Origin of the sequence: Brasilonema octagenarum UFV-OR1, assembly GCF_963888615.1 — a bacterium.
GTDB lineage: Bacteria > Cyanobacteriota > Cyanobacteriia > Cyanobacteriales > Nostocaceae > Brasilonema > Brasilonema sennae.
This window is the reverse complement of sequence record NZ_CAWPKW010000362.1, coordinates 1-1,334: the sequence shown is the minus strand read 5'-3', so window position 1 is coordinate 1,334 and position 1,334 is coordinate 1. Positions and strand designations below refer to the sequence as shown.

The window sequence follows — 1,334 nt, the reverse complement described above, 5'->3', positions numbered from 1 at the left end:
CCAATGGAGATTTCAGCGTAAATGATGGGGTTAATTACCAGATTTTCCCGATTAGCGTATTCTGTTAGCATTTGAGATGACCAATCAAACCACTGGGGGTCTTCGGTCAAAACATCCAGGATAACGTTGCTATCAACCAGAATGTCAGTCATAGGTTTCGCGGGTAAGTTGCATAATCTCGTCAGTTCTCAATTCTCTGGTAGCTTTACCACGTATGGCAGCAATGAGTTGTGCTCCCTGACTTGAAGTTGGTTGCTTACGAAGATGAAGCGTATCACCGATGACTTCGAGCTGAATTGCTGTGCCAGGTAGAAGTCCAAGCTGTTCTTGAATATTGGGAGGAATAGCGATATGACCGTCAGTGTTGATTATTGTAATGTCCATACGGCAATATTTTAGCAATGGTAAAGGTCATTCCTTGGTTAATACCTAATTTAGCAGCAGAACCAGCAGGAAGTTCTAACACCTGGTTTACTATATTTCAAAGCATTGTTTATCCTTATAGAATCGCCTTTGAGATAAGTTTGGAGTAAAACTTTTGAAGATGAAAACGTTGGAGGAAATTAAGCAAATTCTCAGACAAAATAAACAGCTGTTGCAGGAGCACTATCATATCACTCAGCTAGGCATCTTTGGTTCTTACGCTCGTGGTGAACAGACACAGGAAAGTGATGTTGATGTACTCATTGACTATGATCGAGCACCTACTTTATTTAAGCTGGTAGAGCTACGCGACTATCTTAGTAGTGCGATCTGCGCAGAGCGCAGCAGCGAAGCTATCGGTATGAAAGTTGATATAGTGACGCAAAACGGTTTAAAGCCAAGAATCTGGGAGCGAGTGTTATCGGAAGTCGTTTATGTATGACTAAACGACAACTTTCAGAATTTATTCAAGACATATTGGATGCCATTGCTGACATTAGACATGATTTTCAGCTACATCAATGCTATAACTGCATCTCAGTCGTGACTATTCCTAATACTATCCAAGAATTTGTACGACAACGCGCTGATTTTCGATGCGAATACTGCCATTATCCTGAATTTCTCAGTACATCTCCCCTCACAATCGACCATATAATGCCGAAGTCTTTGGGGGGTTCCGACGATGCAGATAATTTGGCTTTAGCCTGTCGTCGCTGTAATGAACGGCACTATAATTTTATAATTGGAATAGACCCTCAAACTCAGCAAGAAGTCTCCTTATTTAATCCTCGTCAGCAAAATTGGTCTGAACACTTTATCTGGACAGCAGACGGTACTAAAATGATCGGCATCACACCTACAGATCGAGCTACTTGTAACCGTCTGGATTTAAATGATGAACGTCGTGC

The 1,334-nt window shown here is 41.5% G+C and carries 4 protein-coding genes; 3 read left to right on the top strand and 1 reads right to left on the bottom strand.

Going from position 1 to position 1,334, the window contains the following annotated elements:
• Positions 1-144 precede the first annotated feature (144 nt).
• Positions 145-384, bottom strand: a complete 240-nt coding sequence (locus AC5590_RS32520; protein WP_169268991.1) for an AbrB/MazE/SpoVT family DNA-binding domain-containing protein — start codon at positions 382-384, stop codon at positions 145-147.
• A 17-nt stretch (positions 385-401) separates the two neighbouring features.
• On the opposite strand from AC5590_RS32520, the gene AC5590_RS32515 reads away from it, so the two are divergent.
• The 3 genes from AC5590_RS32515 to AC5590_RS32505 form a co-directional block, all read left to right on the top strand.
• Positions 402-533, top strand: a complete 132-nt coding sequence (locus AC5590_RS32515; protein ID WP_282453097.1) for a hypothetical protein — start codon at positions 402-404, stop codon at positions 531-533.
• Positions 534-544: 11 nt separating this feature from the next.
• Positions 545-865 carry a nucleotidyltransferase family protein gene (locus AC5590_RS32510; protein ID WP_169268993.1) on the top strand — a complete coding sequence of 107 codons (321 nt, stop codon included), beginning with the start codon at positions 545-547 and terminating at the stop codon, positions 863-865.
• A 101-nt stretch (positions 866-966) separates the two neighbouring features.
• The coding region (locus tag AC5590_RS32505) for an HNH endonuclease (RefSeq protein ID WP_169268992.1) at positions 967-1,334 on the top strand (368 nt) is incomplete at its 3' end.